The 15,522-nt window shown below is 58.1% G+C and carries 15 protein-coding genes; 14 read left to right on the top strand and 1 reads right to left on the bottom strand.

Annotation, left to right across the window (positions count from 1 at the left end):
* Positions 1-186 precede the first annotated feature (186 nt).
* The 11 genes from iscR to ACN0VH_RS02460 are packed head-to-tail and all read left to right on the top strand — an operon-like array spanning position 187 to position 9,623.
* Positions 187-648, top strand: coding sequence for a Fe-S cluster assembly transcriptional regulator IscR (gene iscR / locus ACN0VH_RS02510; protein ID WP_417699394.1), 462 nt, complete (start codon positions 187-189; stop codon positions 646-648).
* A 54-nt stretch (positions 649-702) separates the two neighbouring features.
* Positions 703-1,746 (top strand): cysteine desulfurase family protein, encoded by a 1,044-nt coding sequence (locus ACN0VH_RS02505; RefSeq protein ID WP_278921692.1) that lies wholly within the window; start codon positions 703-705, stop codon positions 1,744-1,746.
* A 15-nt stretch (positions 1,747-1,761) separates the two neighbouring features.
* Positions 1,762-3,282, top strand: a complete 1,521-nt coding sequence (gene sufB / locus ACN0VH_RS02500) for a Fe-S cluster assembly protein SufB (RefSeq protein ID WP_278921691.1) — start codon at positions 1,762-1,764, stop codon at positions 3,280-3,282.
* A 38-nt stretch (positions 3,283-3,320) separates the two neighbouring features.
* On the top strand, positions 3,321-3,635 hold the full coding sequence (locus ACN0VH_RS02495; protein ID WP_278921690.1) for a YbjQ family protein: 315 nt from the start codon (positions 3,321-3,323) through the stop codon (positions 3,633-3,635).
* Between the two features lie 2 nt (positions 3,636-3,637).
* Positions 3,638-4,465: a polysaccharide pyruvyl transferase family protein gene (locus ACN0VH_RS02490; RefSeq protein WP_417699391.1), complete on the top strand. Its 828-nt coding sequence runs from the start codon at positions 3,638-3,640 to the stop codon at positions 4,463-4,465.
* A gap of 35 nt (positions 4,466-4,500) precedes the next feature.
* On the top strand, positions 4,501-5,256 hold the full coding sequence (sufC, locus tag ACN0VH_RS02485; protein WP_278921688.1) for a Fe-S cluster assembly ATPase SufC: 756 nt from the start codon (positions 4,501-4,503) through the stop codon (positions 5,254-5,256).
* Between the two features lies 1 nt (position 5,257).
* Positions 5,258-6,538 (top strand): SufB/SufD family protein, encoded by a 1,281-nt coding sequence (locus ACN0VH_RS02480; RefSeq protein WP_278921687.1) that lies wholly within the window; start codon positions 5,258-5,260, stop codon positions 6,536-6,538.
* Complete coding sequence (locus tag ACN0VH_RS02475) at positions 6,539-7,036, top strand: Yip1 family protein (RefSeq protein ID WP_417699389.1); 498 nt, start codon at positions 6,539-6,541, stop codon at positions 7,034-7,036.
* Entirely contained in the window at positions 7,033-7,626 is a 594-nt protein-coding gene (locus ACN0VH_RS02470) for a YIP1 family protein (protein ID WP_417699388.1), read from the top strand. The genes ACN0VH_RS02475 and ACN0VH_RS02470 overlap by 4 nt, the downstream gene beginning before the upstream one ends.
* A complete protein-coding gene (locus ACN0VH_RS02465; protein ID WP_417699386.1) occupies positions 7,619-8,839 on the top strand; it encodes a cysteine desulfurase in 1,221 nt (406 codons plus the stop codon). Before ACN0VH_RS02470 ends, ACN0VH_RS02465 begins: the two co-directional genes overlap by 8 nt.
* A 40-nt stretch (positions 8,840-8,879) precedes the next feature.
* The gene (locus ACN0VH_RS02460; RefSeq protein ID WP_417699385.1) at positions 8,880-9,623 is read left to right on the top strand and encodes a glycosyltransferase family 2 protein; all 744 of its coding nucleotides are present in this window, start codon (positions 8,880-8,882) and stop codon (positions 9,621-9,623) included.
* 17 nt (positions 9,624-9,640) lie between these two features.
* Here ACN0VH_RS02460 and ACN0VH_RS02455 read toward each other — a convergent pair whose 3' ends face one another.
* Entirely contained in the window at positions 9,641-11,209 is a 1,569-nt protein-coding gene (locus ACN0VH_RS02455; protein ID WP_417699384.1) for a trimethylamine methyltransferase family protein, read from the bottom strand.
* Between the two features lie 452 nt (positions 11,210-11,661).
* Here ACN0VH_RS02455 and ACN0VH_RS02450 point away from each other — a divergent pair, with 452 nt between their 5' ends.
* The 3 genes from ACN0VH_RS02450 (at position 11,662) to cimA (ending at position 15,464) form a co-directional block, all read left to right on the top strand.
* On the top strand, positions 11,662-12,216 hold the full coding sequence (locus ACN0VH_RS02450) for a hypothetical protein (protein WP_417699383.1): 555 nt from the start codon (positions 11,662-11,664) through the stop codon (positions 12,214-12,216).
* A gap of 216 nt (positions 12,217-12,432) precedes the next feature.
* Positions 12,433-13,842, top strand: a complete 1,410-nt coding sequence (gene cysS / locus ACN0VH_RS02445; RefSeq protein WP_278921680.1) for a cysteine--tRNA ligase — start codon at positions 12,433-12,435, stop codon at positions 13,840-13,842.
* The gene (gene cimA / locus ACN0VH_RS02440; protein ID WP_278921679.1) at positions 13,842-15,464 is read left to right on the top strand and encodes a citramalate synthase; all 1,623 of its coding nucleotides are present in this window, start codon (positions 13,842-13,844) and stop codon (positions 15,462-15,464) included. The genes cysS and cimA overlap by 1 nt, the downstream gene beginning before the upstream one ends.
* The last annotated feature ends 58 nt before the right edge of the window (positions 15,465-15,522 follow it).

The raw sequence follows: 15,522 nt of genomic DNA, 5'->3' as shown, positions 1-15,522 counted from the left end.
GGGTTAATCCTACTCTCATTTTCTGCAGATGCTGTTCAGGAATACTTGACGAATTCCATCAGTCATCTTAGAACAATTCTAATTGCTGGCGCAGGCCATTGCATTGCACCGTGACGCTGAGATACGCACTCAGGCGGAAAAGGTCAATGTTTTCGCGTCGGAACCGATGTTTGGAGAGATGGAAAGATGAAGCTTTCTACCAAAGGCCGCTATGCCATGGTCGCGTTGGCAGATATCGCGCTGCAACCGGGCGATGCTTTGGTGGTGCTTGGGGATATTTCCAAGCGTCAGAATGTATCGCTGCCCTATCTGGAACAGCTTTTCGTGAAACTGCGCCGGGCTGAGCTGGTGACATCGGTACGCGGCCCCGGCGGCGGCTATCGTCTGGCACGTCCGGCCTCGGAAATTCGCGTCGTAGATATCTTGAGCGCGGTGGATGAAACGGTTGATGCGATGCACATAGGGGCAGGGGCATCGGGTGGGACCAGCGGCAGCCGGGCGCAATCGCTGTCCAACCGTTTGTGGCAAAGCCTCAGCGCCCATGTCTATGTCTTCCTGCACCAGACCAGGCTGTCGGATGTCATTCAGAATGATCTTGCCCCCTGTCCTGCGGTTCCTGGATTGTTTTCTGTCGTAGACGCGGAATAGCACAATGGGATTGCCGCAATTCCCCACCCTTTTGGAACAAGAAAAGATGTTTCTATGACACGGGTTTACCTGGATCATAACGCAACGACCCCGCTGCACCCGGATGCACGCGCCGCCATGATTGCGGCGATGGAGCATTGCGGCAATCCATCTTCGGTACATGCTGAAGGGCGCAGCGCCAAGGCCGTGGTGGAACGTGCGCGGGCGCAGATTGCGGCGGCCTTTGGGGCGGATGGTGCCGATATTGTCTTTACTTCCGGCTCTACCGAAGGGGCCTCTCTGGCGCTGGCGGGGCGGAAATTGCGCTCAGCCGCGATTGAGCATGACGCTGTAAGGGCTTGGACAGTCGAAGAATTGTCGACTTTGCCTTCGGGGCATGTGGTGCCAGATGCGGCGCAGGATTCTACCCTGCAGCTTGCCAATTCCGAAACCGGCGTTGTGCAGGATCTGCCGCAGGGCCTCGCGGTGAGCGACATGACCCAGGGCTTTGGAAAGCTGCCAATCGCCTTTAATTGGATGGGGGTTCAGATGGCACTGATCTCTGCCCATAAGCTTGGGGGGCCAAAGGGCGTTGGCGCCGTGGTGATGCCGCGTGGTACCGATCTTGCTGCGCAAATTCGCGGTGGAGGTCAGGAAATGGGCCGCCGCTCGGGCACCGAAAACACCATCGGGATTGCAGGTTTTGGCGCAGCTGCCGAAGCCGCAGCCCGGCAATTGGCTGATGGCACCTGGGAACGCGTGGCGGAGCTGCGCGACCTGATGGAACAGGCCCTTGTGGCTGGCGCTCCAGAGCTTACCTGTATTGGCAAAGACAGTGCGCGCCTGCCCAATACCTCTTGCTTTGCCGTTCCCGGCTGGAAGGGGGAAACCCAGGTCATGCAGATGGACCTTGCGGGCTTTGCCATCAGTGCCGGTTCTGCCTGTTCCAGTGGCAAGGTGCGCGCCAGTGCGGTGTTGCGCGCGATGGGATTTGACCAAGAGATCGCCCAGGGCGCCGTGCGCGTCTCACTCGGGCCGACAACAACAAAAGAAGAGGTGCTGCGCTTTGCTGATGCGTGGCTCCAGAAACACAAGAAACATCGCGCCCGCGTGGCGTGAGTGTAGGAGAAAATCATGGCCGCTTTGGACCAGACCCAAGTCAAGGAAGGCGTTGACCAGGAAACCGTGGATGCGGTGAACGAAGTCAGCACTTATAAATACGGCTGGGCAACAGAGATCGAGATGGAATACGCCCCAAAAGGGCTGACCACTGATATCGTTCGCCTGATCTCGGAAAAGAACGAAGAGCCAGAGTGGATGCTTAACTGGCGGCTGGAGGCCTATGATCGCTGGCTGCAGAAGGAAGAGCCAACCTGGGCGATGGTGGACTACCCGGAAATCGATTTCCAGGACCAGTATTATTACGCCCGTCCGAAATCGATGGAAGTGAAGCCAAAATCCCTGGATGAGGTCGACCCCAAGCTGCTGGAAACCTACAAGAAGCTTGGCATCCCTTTGAAAGAACAGATGATTCTTGCTGGTGTCGAGGGGGCTGAAGATGCCCCCGCCGAAGGCCGTAAGGTTGCGGTGGACGCGGTGTTTGATTCCGTTTCCGTCGGCACCACCTTCCAGGCTGAGCTGAAGAAAGCTGGCGTGATTTTCTGCTCGATCTCCGAAGCAATCAAAGAACACCCCGAACTGGTGAAAAAATACCTCGGCACCGTGGTTCCGGTCTCGGATAACTTCTATGCGACGTTGAATTCGGCCGTGTTCTCGGATGGCTCCTTTGTCTACATCCCGCCGGGCGTGCGCTGCCCGATGGAGCTGAGCACCTATTTCCGTATCAACGCGGAAAACACCGGCCAGTTCGAACGCACCCTGATCATCGCTGACAAGGGGTCGTATGTCAGCTACCTGGAAGGCTGTACCGCCCCGGCCCGTGACATCGCCCAGCTGCACGCCGCTGTGGTTGAAATCATCGTCGAGGAAGACGCCGAGGTGAAGTATTCCACCGTGCAGAACTGGTATCCCGGTGATGAAAACGGCAAGGGCGGTATCTATAACTTTGTCACCAAACGCGCCGACTGCCGCGGTGATCGCGCCAAGGTCATGTGGACCCAGGTTGAAACCGGCTCTGCCGTGACCTGGAAATACCCCTCCTGCATCCTGCGCGGCAATGAAAGCCAGGGCGAATTCTACTCGATCGCCATCGCCAACAACATGCAGCAGGCCGATACCGGCACCAAGATGGTGCATCTGGGCAAGAACACCAAGTCGCGCATCGTGTCCAAGGGTATCTCTGCCGGCAAGGCGCAGAACACCTATCGCGGGCTGGTGTCAATGCACCCCAAGGCCAAGAACTCGCGCAACTACACCCAGTGCGACAGCTTGTTGATCGGCGACAAATGCGGTGCACACACGGTGCCCTATATCGAGGTGAAGAATAACTCATCTCGGGTAGAGCATGAGGCGACAACCTCCAAGGTGGACGATGACCAGCTGTTCTACTGCCGTCAGCGCGGCATGGACGAGGAAGAAGCGGTGGCCCTGGTGGTCAATGGTTTCTGCAAGGATGTGCTACAGGCCCTGCCGATGGAATTCGCCATGGAAGCCCAGCAACTGGTCGCCATCTCGCTGGAAGGGTCTGTCGGGTAATGGCAGGCCCCTGGGCATCACCGCAAGGAGGCAGAAACATGATCGTGACAACCACACCGTCCGTCGAAGGCTATCAGATCGCCGACTACAAGGGTATCGTCGTGGGCGAGGCCATCATGGGCGCCAATGTGGTGCGCGATTTCTTTGCATCGGTCACCGATATCGTCGGTGGGCGCTCTGGCGCCTATGAAAGCAAACTGCAGGACGCGCGCGAGACCGCGCTGGCAGAGCTGGAAGAGCGCGCCCGTGAAAAGGGTGCCAATGCGGTGGTGGGTGTTGATCTTGATTACGAGGTCATCGCAGATTCCATGTTGATGGTTTCGGCCAGTGGCACCGCAGTGGTGATCGGCTGAAGATGGCGCTTGCGGCATCCCATAACGCGGCCCTTGGGCTGTTCTGGTGGAAGGCGGTGCCAAATTTTGGCGACGCGCTTTCTGCCAGCGTGGTGGCGCATTTGTGCGGCCGTGATGTGGTGCATGCAGGTCCAGGCCAGGCAGATCTTTATGCCATTGGGTCAATCCTGCAGATCGCCAGGCGCAAGTTTTCCGAACTCGATCCTGATCGGCAAAAGCCCTGGATCTGGGGCAGTGGCCTGTTGCACGCGGTGTCATCGTTGGATTTTTTATCCAATGTAAACATTGCCTTGCTGCGCGGTCCTATAACGGCGGCCTTACTGGGGATCAAAACCGACCGCTTTGGCGATCCCGGCCTTTTGGTGGGCGATGTTTACCCCGCCGCCCCCAGCAGAACCCATGCCTTTGGCCTGGTGCCGCATCACAGCCAGATGGAGGAAGCACAGCGCCTGGCCCAGGTCACGGGCAGCGATGACATGGTGCTGATTGATCCGCGCCAGGATGCACAGAGCGTCTGTCGCCAGATTAGTGCCTGTGGTCATGTCTACGCCGCTTCGCTGCATGGGCTGATCACGGCGGATGCCTACGGCGTGCCCTCGACCTGGGTGTCACCCGGCGATCAGGGGCACCTGAAATACTATGACTACGCCGCCTCTATCGGGCGGGTGCTGATTTCCCCGCTGTCCTGGGACCAGATCCCGGATCATGCGCGGGCAACCCAACAACCGGCAGATCTGTCCTACGCTGCGGGCATCCGTCGCGCCCAGGCGGATCTGCGCCACAGTTTTCCTGCGTGCTTGCACGCACCACAACACATTGGCAGTGCCTGAACCGGCGCGGCCCCAAGAAAAGAGACGAGGAAAAAATGCTCGAAATCAAAAACCTGCACGTCAAACTTGAAGATGAGGACAAGCAGATCCTGAAAGGTCTGGACCTGACTGTTGAGGCAGGCAAGGTGCATGCGATCATGGGGCCCAATGGCTCTGGTAAGTCGACGCTGTCTTATGTGCTGTCGGGCCGCGATGGCTATGAGGTCACCGAGGGTAGCGCCACCCTGGCGGGCCAGGATCTGCTGGAACTGGAACCCGAAGAGCGCGCGGCGCTTGGGGTGTTTCTGGCCTTCCAATACCCGGTTGAAATTCCCGGTGTCGGCAACATGACCTTCCTGCGCACTGCAGTGAATGCACAGCGCAAAGCGCGTGGTGAAGAAGAGCTCTCGGCGGCAGAGTTCCTGAAAACCATCCGCGCCAAGGCCAAGGATCTGAAGATTGATGCTGATATGCTCAAGCGTCCGGTCAATGTTGGCTTCTCTGGCGGTGAGAAAAAGCGCAATGAAATCCTGCAGATGGCCATGCTCGAACCCAAGATGTGCATCCTGGATGAAACCGATTCCGGCCTGGATGTGGATGCAATGAAACTGGTGGCCGAGGGGGTGAATGCCCTGCGCGACGAGGGCCGTGGCTTCCTGGTTATCACCCACTATCAGCGCCTGCTGGATCATATCAAACCCGATGTCGTACACATTCTTGCCGACGGTAAAATCGTGAAAACCGGTGGCCCCGAGCTGGCGCTGGAAGTCGAAAACAACGGCTACACCGATATCCTGGCGGAGGTGTCCTGAAATGGGTCTTGCTGATGTGAAACAAGGTGCCACCGAGGCACGGCTGGCCGCGCTGCGCCTGCCCGCAGGCGGCTGCCTGGCGGCGGCCCGTCAGGCGGCCCTGGCGCGGGTGCAAACCCTCGGGCTGCCGGGACGACGGGATGAATACTGGAAATTCACCCGTCCCGACACGCTGACGGAAACTGACGTAACCAAGGCCTCTGTCTTTGTCTCGGACGAGGCGCCAATGTTTGATGATTTCGATCGCTTGAAGATCGTTTTTGTCGACGGCGTCTATGATGCAGATGCTTCTGATGATCTGAGCCTGGAAGGCGTTACCATTGATCGGATCGCTGATGTCTGCGGCCAGGACATCCACTGGGCCAAGGATCTTTATGGCGTATTGGAAGCCCGTGGCCAGGCCCCCGTGGCACGGCCTCTGGCTGCGCTGAATACGGCCTTTGCGGCGGATGGCATTGCCATTCACGTGACCGGCACCCCAAGCAAGCCGATCAATCTGGTTTACCTGCATTCGGATGAGATGTCCGATGCCATGGTGCACCATCTGGTCCGGGTCGAGGCGGGCGCCGAGGCAACCCTGCTGGAAAACGGCCCAGGCGCATCGCGCTTTAACAGCTGCCTGGAGATCGACATTGCCGACACCGGCAAGTTGCATCTGGTGCGAGCGCAGGGGCGTGACCATGAACGCCGCGCTGCAAACCATATGTTTGCGCGTCTGGGCAAGGAATCCGTGTTCAAGAGCTTCACCCTCACCGTAAATGGCGTGCTGACCCGCAATGAATCGGTGATCGAGCTGCTGGGTGATGATGCCATCGCCCATATTGCTGGTGCCTGCGTCGGGGATGGCGATTTCCACCACGATGACACCGTGTTCATCACCCATGATGCCGTCAACTGCGAGAGCCGCCAGGTTTTCAAAAAGGTGCTGCGCAACGGGGCAACCGGGGTGTTCCAGGGAAAAATCCTGGTCAAGGAGGGCGCACAAAAGACCGATGGCTACCAGATCAGCCAGTCGCTCTTGCTGGATGGAGACAGCCAGTTCCTTGCCAAGCCAGAGCTGGAAATCTACGCCGATGACGTGATCTGTTCACATGGTTCCACCACTGGGGCAATCGACGAAGAGGCACTGTTCTACCTGCGCTCGCGCGGGATTCCGACAGCCGATGCCACCGATCTTTTGACCCTGGCCTTTCTGGCCGAGGCAGTTGGCGAAGTCGAAGACACGGATATCGCCGCTGACATTGTTGCCCGGCTCGAAGGCTGGCTGTCGCGGCGTCGCTGAATGGCCGTTACCGGAGATATCCTGGCGACCTATCGGGGGCCGCGTCGCGTTTTTGCGCGGCTCCTGGCTATGGGCCCGCGTGAGGACCGTATGCTGGCGTTTTTGATGGCGGGCTGTGCGCTGATGTTTATCGGGCGTATGCCCAGCCTTGCGCGCGAGGCACATCTAACCGGGCAGGAACAGACAATGTTGCTGTCAAACGCATTGTTTGGCATCATTTTTGTGGCTCCTCTGGCGCTCTATACACTGGCGCTGATCCTGCACTGGATCGCTCGTATTCTGCGCGGTGAGGGCGAGAGCCATGCCGCGCGTCTGGCCCTGTTCTGGAGCTTCCTTGCCACCAGCCCGCTGATGCTGCTGAATGGTCTGGTGGCTGGTATGATCGGGCCGGGGGGAGAGCTGAACCTGATTGGCGGGCTGTGGTTTTCGGCCTTCCTGTGGTTTGTGATCTCGGGAATGTATCAGGGCTATTGGGTGCGTCCAGAGGTGCAGGCATGAGGTTTGTCTGGTCTTTCTTGATGCTGACCCTGCGGGCGCCCGGGACGGCGGCGCGCAGCATTTTGTTGCGGCAATGGCCGGATGAGGCGATCTGGACCGGGCTCTTCCTTGCCATCACCCTCAATGCGCTGTTCTTTGGCGTGCTGGCGATGCTTTTACCCGCCTCGGCAGAGCTGGCCGGGGTGCAAATGGTGCCGGGTATTTCCGGGCTGTCGCTGTTCACGGCGGCGCTGCGCAGTCTTGGTTTTGCCGCGCTTGTCACTTTTGGCGGTAGGATGATCGGCGGAAGTGGGCGTTTCATGCCGATCCTGGCGCTCTTGGTCTGGTATCAACTGGTGCAGCTGGTGGTACTGGGGCTGGCCCTGCTGGTGCTGCAACTGTCGCCGATGCTGGGTATGGTTGCCGTTCTGGTGGTTGGCATTGCGATGTTTTTTGTGCTGTTGAACTTTGTCAATGAAGCGCATGGGTTTGCCTCTCTTTGGCATGCTTTTGCCGTGATATTGATGGCGACGATCCTGCTGTTCTTTGCCATGATCTTTCTTGCCGGGCTGCTGGGCCCTGCCATTCTGGGGTTGCCCGAAAATGTATGATGTAGAAAAAATCCGCAGCGACTTTCCGATCCTGTCCCGGCAGGTGAACGGTAAACCGCTGACCTATCTGGATAACGGTGCTTCGGCGCAAAAACCGCAGGTGGTGATTGACGCAATCAATCAGGCGTATTCACATGAATATTCAAATGTTCACAGGGGGTTACACTATCTTTCCAATCTGGCTACCGAAAAATACGAAGGGGTGCGCGGTCGGATTGCCACCTTTCTGAATGCGGCCAGTGAAGACAGTATTGTCCTGAACTCGGGCACCACTGAGGGCATCAATATGGTGGCCTATGGCTGGGCGATGCCCCGGCTGCAGCCGGGCGACGAAATCCTGCTGTCAGTGATGGAGCATCACGCCAATATCGTGCCCTGGCATTTCCTGCGTGAACGTCAGGGGGTGGTGCTGAAATGGGTTGATACCGCGCCAGATGGCAGCCTGGATCCACAGGTGGTGATTGATGCGATCACCCCAAAGACCAAGCTGATTGCAATTACCCAATGTTCGAACGTGCTAGGCACGGTTGTTGATGTGAAATCCATCACATCTGCCGCCCATGAAAAGGGCGTCCCCGTCTTGGTGGATGGATCACAAAGCGCGGTGCATATGCCGGTGGATGTGCAGGATCTTGGTTGCGATTTCTTTGCGATCACCGGGCATAAACTTTATGGTCCGTCCGGGTCGGGCGCCATCTATGTGCATCCGGATCGGATGGCGGAAATGCGCCCCTTCATGGGCGGCGGCGATATGATCCGCGAGGTGTCCAAGAACCAAGTGATCTATAATGATCCACCGATGATGTTCGAAGCCGGCACCCCCGGCATTGTGCAGACCATCGGGTTGGGCGTTGCGCTGGACTATATGATGGATCTGGGGATGGAAAACATTGCCGCCCATGAAGCTGCACTGCGTGACTATGCCATGGCCCGGCTGACCGGGTTGAACTGGCTGAACGTGCAGGGGCAAGCCGCTGATAAGGCTGCCATCTTTAGCTTCACACTAGAGGGTGCCGCCCATGCGCATGATATTTCTACCATTCTGGACAAGAAGGGCGTCGCGGTGCGCGCCGGACATCACTGCGCCGGGCCGCTGATGGAACATCTTGGCCTATCGGCGACCTGCCGGGCCTCCTTTGGCCTATATAACACCAAGGCTGAGGTCGATACATTGATAGAAGCGCTGGAACTGGCACATGACCTGTTTGCCTGATACCCCCGCGCGGCTGCGCTTGCCGAGGAAAGACTAACAGATGCCCCACATCAGCCTTTGCATTCCGGCCTATGCCATGGGCGGAAAGGGCGCAGGGTTCCTGGCGCAAAGCTTTGATATTCTCACCACGCAGACCTTTGCTGATTTTGAGGTGGTGGTCTCGGATCAATCCGATGACGAAGCCGTGGCAGAGATCTGTGCTGGGTTCTCTGATCGGCTGTCCATTCGTCATATCTGGAACCGGGATGGCAAGCGGCAGGCCTCGGCCAATGTGAACAATGCCATGCGCCATGCCAGCGGTGAGATCGTTAAGATCCTGTTTCAGGATGACTATTTGAACGGTGTTGACGCAATGAAGACCGTCGCGCAATCCTTTGAAAAGGGGGCGAAATGGCAGCTTTGCGGATCAGGGGTCAGCCGTAACGGCGGGGCGGTTGAACGCCCGATGGTGCCGCGACTGACGCCAAAGCTGATGTTTGGCAAAAATACGGTTTCCAGCCCTTCGGTCCTGGCGATGCGGCGCGGGGATCTGGCCTATTTCGACGAAGAGCTGATCTGGCTGATGGATGTCGACCTGTATCAGCGGCTTTGGGATCAGCTGGGCGATCCGGTGATTTCACCAGACACATTGGTGGTGAACCGTGTACATGCCGGCCAGGTGAGCGCCAGCGTCTCGCCCGAATTGCGGCGGCATGAATTGCGCTATATGCGGGCCAAGCAGGCCGGGGGGCTGTCGTTTGCACAGTGGCTGGAATACTGGCGCCAGCTGTTGAAAGCGCGCTAGCCACCCGGCTGCTTACCTTAGCTTGGCAAATGGATCTTGAACCGGGCCCGGATCTCTTGATCCAGCTCTGCATCAAAGCAAGCGCTGGATCTCTCTGACAGGATCTGTTCTTTGCGCGCGGTTGCCTTCTGCAGTAGATCTGGCTTGCCGAGTTCCGCCCATTCCTTGGGAGAGGTGCGGTCGCCCAAGGCAGGGTAGACGAAATCGGCCTGCATGCGCCCCAGCGTCTGGCTGGTGCCCAGATAATGCCCCGGGCCATTCAGGCAGACCTCGGCCATCTGATCCAGGGCGAGTGTCTCGTCCGTGACCTCTATCCCGCGGACACAGCGTAGCGCCTGACCAATGAGATCGTCGCCCAAGATCAGGGATTCATGGCAAAAACCCAACAATGAGGCATGCATACCAGCGGCCTCATAGACCATGTTCAACCCAGATAGACCGGCCATCACATTGGAACACATCTGTTCCCATCCGGCCTGCATATCGGGCAGTTTTGAATCGGAAATTCCGGCTGCCGCGCCACCGGGAAGGCCATAAAATTTGTGCATCTGCGCACAGCCTGCGGTCAGCAAGGCCTGCTCGCCAGAGCCGCCGGTCATCGCCCCGCTGCGTAGATCCAGGCCAAAGGGCCAGGTGCCAAAGATGGCAGGCGCACCGGGTTTGACCGCGTTGACATAGACCAACCCCGCCAGGCATTCGGCCACCGCCTGAGTGATCGCGCCGGCAATCGTGGACGGTGCCGTCGCCCCCGCCATGCCTGCCGACAAGAGCAGCACCGGCATGCCATGCTTGATGCATTCCTCCATCACCTGACAGCTTTCGGTGGCAAATTTCATCGGTGGCACCACAAAGCAGTTGGAGTTGGAAACAAAAGGCCGCGCGCGCCAGTTTTCTTCTCCGCCCGCAATCATATGCAACAGCTCTATCGCCGGGGCGACAAAGCCGGGCTCGCTGAAGGATGTGCCGATATGTTTGGTGGTGCCAGACGTGGTGGCATAGATCGAATTCAGGTCCATCTCAAGGTTGTCGGGGATATCGCGACAAACCATAGGGCGTTGCACAAAATGTATATTATCCAATACGTTGCAGATGCGAGAGGCATCATGCAGGTCCTGCACCGTGGACTCACGGTAGGTGCGGCCCGCAACATCCACCATATGCACTGCCGCCCCGGCAGTGCCATAGTGCACCCGATTGCCCGAAAGTTCGAGATCATGCTTGCCATCGCGGCTAAACAGAGTGAGCGACCGGTTGGCCACCGCCAGCATGTCTTCAACCAGTGCGCGGGGGAAACGGATCCTGCCATCTGCGCCCTGAATACAGCCCGCCTCTGTCAGGTATTTCACACCACTGGGCGGCGCATCGGCAAGGCCGATCTGTTCCAGCGCATCCAGGGCAGCGCGGTGGATGCGCTCCATACCCTCTGTGGTCAGGGGTTTTAGAACGCCGCCTTCCAGACCAGGCCAGATAGGGCGTAGATGGTCGGGCAGGGCATTGGCGCGGGCAGTACGACGGGCAGTGCGGCCACCACTTCGGGCGGCTTTAACGAAGGGGACGGCGCTGGAGACGGCGGAATGGTCGATCATGGGGCGGATCCTTGCGGCAAAAACATATGCATAATTAGGGTAGTCTCGACTGCTCCACCCCGGGCCTACCGCGTGCAGCAAGGCCTCTGGCGGCCCCAATCGTGCGCCCCACCAGGCTAATTTGACTGCGTTCCGCTGACATCGCTGATCCTTTTTGACACCTCTTTAGCCTTGGTATTTTTGCCCGCTGATTCTAGCGCGTTTGCGACCCATGTGAAATTTTATGAAATATTTTCACCCATGATGGGGGCGGCACAGATCTTTGCAGCGCGCAGAGAAAATATATTTTTATGAATATTTTCCGTGGGCTTGCCTGTGCGTCCTCATGTCTAGTCCAGGCAGGTTTCGCGCGGTTTCCCTCGCAAAATTGAACCGCTCTTTAAGGAATTTCAGCCAAAATAGCCGGGTAGATAACGTCGCGTTTGAATGGCGCTGAAATAGGGCAAGAAATCATGCCAGCTGCTAAGAAGATCCAAAATGCCGTCACCCCCTGGCTATTGTTCGGTGCGATTGCGGCTCTGACCTATGCCTGCCCGCTGGCTGCGGCCGATTGGAGCCAGACCTCCTTTGTTTCCAATGCAGCAGCCGCGTCCGCGGACCCCTATGGCGCATTGCAGGATAGCGAGACGCGGCTGACATTCTCGACCGACCGGGATTATGGCGCCGTGGTGCTGGGCGGCACCTATCGGCGGGGCACCAGCGGTGCCTATCCCGGGCATTACCCCGGCCTGGCAACCCCATCGCAGAGCGACAGCGTTCAGCTGCGCGCCGGATATGATTTTGGCGGCAGCCTGGGTTATGTGACCCTTGGCCATGAACAGACGCAGGGCCATGCGCAGGCCGAGACCGAAACCTTGGGGATCGGGGTGCGGGTGTCGCTGAACCGGGCGCTGCAATTGACCGGCGAGCTGTTGCATCACGGCGGCAGCAACACGGCGCAGAGCAGCAACCAGACCAGCCGCCAGGCCCCGACACGGATTGCTGTTGGCGCGGCCTTTCGGTTTTGAAACCTGTCGATTTGTAATCTCGCCAGCCGATATCAGCCTTGGCGGCGCGCGTCAGCCATGCTAAGCGCTTGACCATGAACCAGACCTGCACCCGCATTATTTGTTGCATTCCCTGCTGAAATCCTCAGCGGGCTGGTTTCTGTCGTTTTCTTCACCTTGACAAGTTGCTAAGCCCGCATTGCGTGCCTGCATATCCGCACCCGCCAAGGAGCTGTCATGACGACGATCAATCTGCACAACACCAAGACCCGCAAGAAATCGGAATTCACCCCGATTGATGACACCAATGTGCGCCTGTATCTCTGTGGTCCCACCGTCTACGACCGGGCACATCTGGGCAACGCCCGTCCGGTGGTGGTGTTTGATGTGCTCTACCGGCTGTTGCGCCAGGTCTACGGCGCGTCGCATGTGACCTATGTGCGCAATTTCACCGATGTGGATGACAAGATCAACGCCACCGCCCTAGCGCGACAACAGGCCGGCGCCGCAGGTAGCCTGGAAGATCTGGTGCAGCAACGCACCGAAGAAACCATCGGCTGGTATCTGGCTGATATGGGCAGTTTGGGCGCGTTAGAGCCTGATCACATGCCCCGCGCGACGCAGTTCATCCCGCAGATGATTGCCATGATCGAGGATCTGATAGCCAAGGGCCATGCCTATGCGGCCGACGGCCATGTGCTCTTTGCGGTAGACAGCTGGAAAGAGCACTATGGCGCACTGTCGGGCCGATCAGTTGATGACATGATCGCCGGCGCGCGGGTCGAAGTGGCGCCCTATAAGAAAAACCCGATGGATTTTGTCCTGTGGAAGCCCTCGACGGATGAGTTGCCCGGCTGGGACAGCCCCTGGGGACGCGGGCGGCCTGGCTGGCATATCGAATGCTCTGCCATGGCGCAGGATCTGCTGGGGCCAAGCTTTGATATTCACGGTGGCGGCAATGACCTGATGTTCCCGCACCATGAGAATGAAATCGCACAAAGCTGCTGCGCCAATGGCGATGACAGCTTTGCCCGCTATTGGCTGCATAACGAGATGTTGCAGGTCGAGGGCAAGAAGATGTCCAAATCGCTGGGCAATTTCTTTACCGTACGTGATCTGCTTGATCAGGGTATTCCGGGCGAAGTGATCCGCTTTGTGTTTTTGTCCACGCATTATCGCAAACCGATGGACTGGACAGAAAAAAAGGCAAAAGAGGCCGAGGCTACTCTGTCTGACTTTAAGTCACTGACGTTTGAGGCAAAATCAACTGTAGTTGACGACGAGGTGATCGCGGCAATTTCTGATGACCTAAATACATCTAAAGCGATAACGCGACTTCGTGAGCTTAAAAAGAGCGGAGATGCGGGGCGCCTGAAAGCATCGTTGGCGTTTCTGGGATTCGACCTTAACTCTATTGAGACTTGGTGGGGGATGCCAAAAGAAAATATGGCAATGTCGGGAGAGGAACTTGTTGGTCCAATTGTTTTATCGCGCCACGAAGCCAAACTGCGAAAAGACTGGGCCACTGCCGATCGGCTCCGGGATATGCTGGCAAATGCCGGGGTTATACTACACGACCGAAAGGACAAGCCTGCGTCCTGGGAACTTAGCCCCGATTTCGACCCCGCCAAACTGGAGGGGCTGTGATGCAAAAATCCCGGCTCTACCTTTACGACACCACCCTGCGGGATGGGCAGCAAACCCAGGGGGTGCAGTTCTCGACCGCAGAAAAGATGCAGATCACTCAGGCGCTTGATGACCTTGGGATTGATTACATCGAAGGCGGCTGGCCGGGGGCCAACCCCACCGACAGCGCCTTTTTTGATGCGGCCCCAAAAACCCGCGCCACCATGACGGCCTTTGGTATGACCAAACGGGCAGGGCGCTCGGCAGAAAATGACGACGTTCTGGCCGCAGTTATGAATGCCAACACCCCGGCTGTCTGTCTGGTGGGCAAGGCGCATGATTATCACGTGACGGCGGCGCTTGGCATTACCCTGGAGGAAAACCTTGAAAACATCCGGGCATCCGTTGCGCATATCACGGCGCAGGGCCGCGAAGCGCTGTATGATGCGGAACACTTCTTTGATGGGTACAAGGCGAACCCGGCCTATGCCCTGTCAGCCTGCCAAGCCGCGCTAGAGGCCGGGGCACGTTGGGTGGTGCTATGCGATACCAACGGTGGCGTAATGCCCAGCGAGGTGCACCGCATCGTCGCCGAGGTGATCGCCGCTGGCATTCCGGGGGATCGGCTGGGGATCCACACCCATAACGACACCGAAAATGCGGTGGCCTGTTCGCTGGCTGCGGTGGAAGCTGGTGCGCGGCAGGTGCAGGGTACTCTCAACGGGTTGGGAGAGCGCTGCGGCAATGCCAACCTGACCAGCTTGATCCCAACTCTGCTGTTGAAAGAGCCCTATGCCAGTCAGTTTGACATCGGGGTCAGCCGTGATGCGCTGGCAGGCCTGACAAAGCTGAGCCGGATGCTGGATGAGATCCTGAACCGGGTGCCGCAGAAACAGGCACCCTATGTCGGAGCCTCTGCCTTTGCGCATAAAGCCGGTCTGCATGCCAGTGCGATCCTGAAGGATCCAAGTACCTATGAACATGTTGAACCCGCGCTGGTCGGAAATGCCCGCATCATCCCGATGTCCAACCAGGCCGGCCAGTCAAACCTGCGCAAACGCCTGCAGGATGCCGGGCTGCAGGTTGAAAAGGGCGATCCGGCCCTGGCCCGCATTCTGGAACGGATCAAAGAGCGCGAGGCCGAGGGCTATTCTTATGATACGGCGCAGGCCTCTTTTGAAATGCTGGCACGGGCAGAACTTGGTCAAGCGCCAGAATTCTTTGAGGTAAAGCGCTACAAAGTCACGGTGGAGCGGCGCAAAAACAAGTATAACCGCATGATCAGCCTTTCCGAGGCCGTTGTGGTGATCAAGGTGGATGGCGAAAAGCGTCTTTCGGTCAGCGAATCCATGGATGAAACTGGCAATGATCGCGGCCCGGTGAACGCCTTGGCCAAGGCTCTGGCCAAGGACCTTGGGCGCTATTCCAGCATTATCAATGACATGCGGCTGGTGGATTTCAAAGTGCGCATCACCCAGGGCGGCACAGAGGCCGTTACCCGCGTTATCATCGACAGCGAAGATGGCAAAGGACGGCGCTGGTCCACTGTGGGCGTCAGCGCCAATATAATTGACGCCTCATTCGACGCGCTGCTCGATGCGATGCGCTGGAAACTGATCCGCGATACCGGCGATACTGCATAGGCCGACAGCTGGCCTGGGGCCCTTTTGGGCGTAGCGCCGGGCAGCATGGTCGCAATTG

The organism is Pseudophaeobacter sp., from assembly GCF_048267565.1.
Lineage (GTDB): Bacteria > Pseudomonadota > Alphaproteobacteria > Rhodobacterales > Rhodobacteraceae > Pseudophaeobacter > Pseudophaeobacter profundi.
Note: the sequence above shows the minus strand (reverse complement) of the source record. Positions and strands in the feature narration are given on the sequence as shown.

Coding starts and splice junctions, on each gene's coding strand:
- ACN0VH_RS02450 (WP_417699383.1), top strand. CDS start 11,662: ATGCCAGCTGCTAAGAAGATCCAAAATGCCGTCACCCCCTGGCTATTG.
- ACN0VH_RS02480 (WP_278921687.1), top strand. CDS start 5,258: ATGGGTCTTGCTGATGTGAAACAAGGTGCCACCGAGGCACGGCTGGCC.
- ACN0VH_RS02455 (WP_417699384.1), bottom strand. CDS start 11,209: ATGATCGACCATTCCGCCGTCTCCAGCGCCGTCCCCTTCGTTAAAGCC.
- ACN0VH_RS02465 (WP_417699386.1), top strand. CDS start 7,619: ATGTATGATGTAGAAAAAATCCGCAGCGACTTTCCGATCCTGTCCCGG.
- ACN0VH_RS02495 (WP_278921690.1), top strand. CDS start 3,321: ATGATCGTGACAACCACACCGTCCGTCGAAGGCTATCAGATCGCCGAC.
- ACN0VH_RS02475 (WP_417699389.1), top strand. CDS start 6,539: ATGGCCGTTACCGGAGATATCCTGGCGACCTATCGGGGGCCGCGTCGC.
- iscR (WP_417699394.1), top strand. CDS start 187: ATGAAGCTTTCTACCAAAGGCCGCTATGCCATGGTCGCGTTGGCAGAT.
- ACN0VH_RS02460 (WP_417699385.1), top strand. CDS start 8,880: ATGCCCCACATCAGCCTTTGCATTCCGGCCTATGCCATGGGCGGAAAG.
- ACN0VH_RS02490 (WP_417699391.1), top strand. CDS start 3,638: ATGGCGCTTGCGGCATCCCATAACGCGGCCCTTGGGCTGTTCTGGTGG.
- cysS (WP_278921680.1), top strand. CDS start 12,433: ATGACGACGATCAATCTGCACAACACCAAGACCCGCAAGAAATCGGAA.
- cimA (WP_278921679.1), top strand. CDS start 13,842: ATGCAAAAATCCCGGCTCTACCTTTACGACACCACCCTGCGGGATGGG.
- sufB (WP_278921691.1), top strand. CDS start 1,762: ATGGCCGCTTTGGACCAGACCCAAGTCAAGGAAGGCGTTGACCAGGAA.
- ACN0VH_RS02470 (WP_417699388.1), top strand. CDS start 7,033: ATGAGGTTTGTCTGGTCTTTCTTGATGCTGACCCTGCGGGCGCCCGGG.
- sufC (WP_278921688.1), top strand. CDS start 4,501: ATGCTCGAAATCAAAAACCTGCACGTCAAACTTGAAGATGAGGACAAG.
- ACN0VH_RS02505 (WP_278921692.1), top strand. CDS start 703: ATGACACGGGTTTACCTGGATCATAACGCAACGACCCCGCTGCACCCG.